General features: G+C 69.2%; 1 protein-coding gene and 1 pseudogene. Both read left to right on the forward strand.

The window, feature by feature from the left end; genetic code table 11:
- Nucleotides 1-261, forward strand: a pseudogene (locus G6016_RS14080) (helicase-associated domain-containing protein); the annotation flags it as partial.
- A 375-nt stretch (nucleotides 262-636) separates the two neighbouring features.
- The gene (locus tag G6016_RS14085; protein ID WP_182633253.1) at nucleotides 637-2,304 is read left to right on the forward strand and encodes a DNA repair helicase XPB; all 1,668 of its coding nucleotides are present in this window, start codon (nucleotides 637-639) and stop codon (nucleotides 2,302-2,304) included.
- Nucleotides 2,305-2,486: the final 182 nt, after the last annotated feature.

Here is a 2,486-nt window from a genome sequence, read left to right on the forward strand (position 1 = left end):
CCGGATGGCGCTGGCGGACCGGGCGGCTCGGGTGGCTACACTGGCGAGGCCGCGATCGCCCGGCTGCACGAGGCCGCGTCGACCCGGACCGCGGTGACCGTCTCGGTGGTCGACGCCCAGGGCCGGTCCACCGTGCGGCTGATCGTGCCGGCCTCGGTCGGCGGGGGCCGGGTCGAGGGCATCGAGCCCGATACAGCCGAGCCGCTCACGCTGCCGCTGCATCGGGTGATCTCCGTGGCGGACGTCGATCCGACGCGGTGAATGGGTTTCACGCGGTGAGTGGGGTTTCGCGCGGTGTGCGGGTTCGACGCTGAGGGTGGCGCACACGCGGAGGGTGGGATGAGCGCGGAGGGTGGATTCAACGCCGGTCGGGGCCCCTGATTCCGGTTCGCATTTCGGATTGCAGTTCACCCGCGCAATCGGGCGTGTTTTTCGCACTCGGAGAGGTGAACCGGGGAGATCGCTGGGGCGGGGCCCGAAGGGCAGTAGTTGGCGGCGGCCGCCGGGCGTGTGGACGAACTCAGTCGCGGGATGCGGAGTTGCCGGAGCCACAGCGGCGGCGCGACCGCGCGAATGTCTGGACAATGGACGGTCGGGCCCACGCGGACCCGGTGAGACACCCCGAGGAGGCCAGTTGTGAGTGGTGGACCGCTGATCGTCCAGTCCGACAAGACCGTGCTGCTGGAGATCGACCACGACCAGGCCGACGACGCCCGCCAGGCGCTGGCCCCGTTCGCCGAACTCGAGCGCGCGCCCGAGCACGTGCACACCTACCGCATCACGCCGCTGGCACTGTGGAACGCACGCGCCGCCGGGCACGACGCCGAGCAGGTGGTCGACGTGCTCATCACCTACTCCCGCTTCCCGGTGCCGCAGCCGCTGCTGGTGGACATCGCCGAGACCATGGACCGCTACGGCCGGTTGCAGCTGGTCAAGAGCCCAGTCCACGGGCTGACGCTGGTCTCGCTCGACGCCGCGGTGCTGGCCGAGGTCAAGCGCCACAAGAAGATCAAGCCCATGCTTGGCGCGGAGATCGACGACGACACCGTGGTGGTCCACCCCTCCGAGCGCGGGCGACTCAAGCAGGAGCTGCTCAAGGTCGGCTGGCCCGCCGATGATCTGGCCGGATATGTCGACGGCGAGGCCCACGAGATCGACCTCTCCCAGGAGGAGGAGCCGTGGGAGCTCCGCGACTACCAGCAGATGGCGGCCGATTCGTTCTGGGCCGGCGGATCCGGCGTCGTCGTACTCCCGTGCGGTGCCGGGAAGACGATGGTCGGTGCGGCCGCGATGGCCAAGGCCAAGGCCACCACCCTGATCCTGGTGACCAACACCGTCGCCGGGCGGCAGTGGAAGCGTGAGCTGCTCGCGCGGACGTCTCTCACCGAGGACGAGATCGGCGAGTACTCCGGCGAGCGTAAGGAGATCCGCCCCGTCACGATCGCCACCTATCAGGTGATCACCCGTAAGACGAAGGGCGTGCACCGGGCGCTCGAGCTGTTCGATTCCCGCGACTGGGGACTGATGATCTACGACGAGGTGCATCTTCTGCCGGCGCCCGTGTTCCGGATGACCGCCGACCTGCAGAGTCGTCGTCGTCTCGGTCTCACGGCGACCCTCGTCCGCGAGGACGGGCGTGAAGGCGACGTGTTCTCCCTCATCGGCCCCAAACGGTACGACGCGCCGTGGAAGGACATCGAGGCGCAGGGGTGGATCGCGCCGGCCGACTGCGTCGAGGTGCGCGTGACCCTGACCGAGAACGAGCGGATGCTGTACGCGACCGCCGAGGCCGAGGACAAGTACAAGCTTTGCTCGACCGCCCGGACCAAGATCCCGGTGGTCAAGAAGATCCTCGACAATCACAAGGGCGCGCCGACGCTGGTGATCGGCGCCTACCTGGACCAGCTCGACGAACTCGGCGAAGAACTCGACGCGCCGGTGATCCAGGGCTCCACCAGCAACAAGGAACGCGAGAAGCTGTTCGCCCAGTTCCGCGAGGGCGAGATCTCGACGCTGGTGGTGTCCAAGGTCGCCAACTTCTCCATCGACCTGCCCGAGGCCAGCGTGGCCGTGCAGGTCTCGGGGACGTTCGGCTCACGGCAGGAGGAGGCGCAGCGACTCGGGCGGCTCCTACGGCCCAAGGCCGACGGCGGGCAGGCCCACTTCTACTCGGTGGTCTCGCGCGACACCCTCGACGCCGAGTACGCCGCCCACCGGCAACGGTTCCTCGCCGAGCAGGGCTACGCGTACCGGATCATCGACGCCGACGACATCCTCGGGCCGCCGATTCCCGAGGTGGGCTGACGCGGCGGGCGGTCGGGCCTCGCACGAGGCGGTCGGGCCCGGCGGGTCGGTCGGGCCGCGGATGAGCAGGCCGCGCGGCCTGGGATACTGGATCCCATGTCCGCCGATCGCAAGAAAGCCCAGAGCAAGAACACGCAGCGCCCGAAGGCTCCGCGCAATCCGCACGAGCAGTACCGGCTCCC

It is taken from the genome of Dietzia aerolata, from assembly GCF_014144865.1.
Classification (GTDB): domain Bacteria; phylum Actinomycetota; class Actinomycetes; order Mycobacteriales; family Mycobacteriaceae; genus Dietzia; species Dietzia aerolata.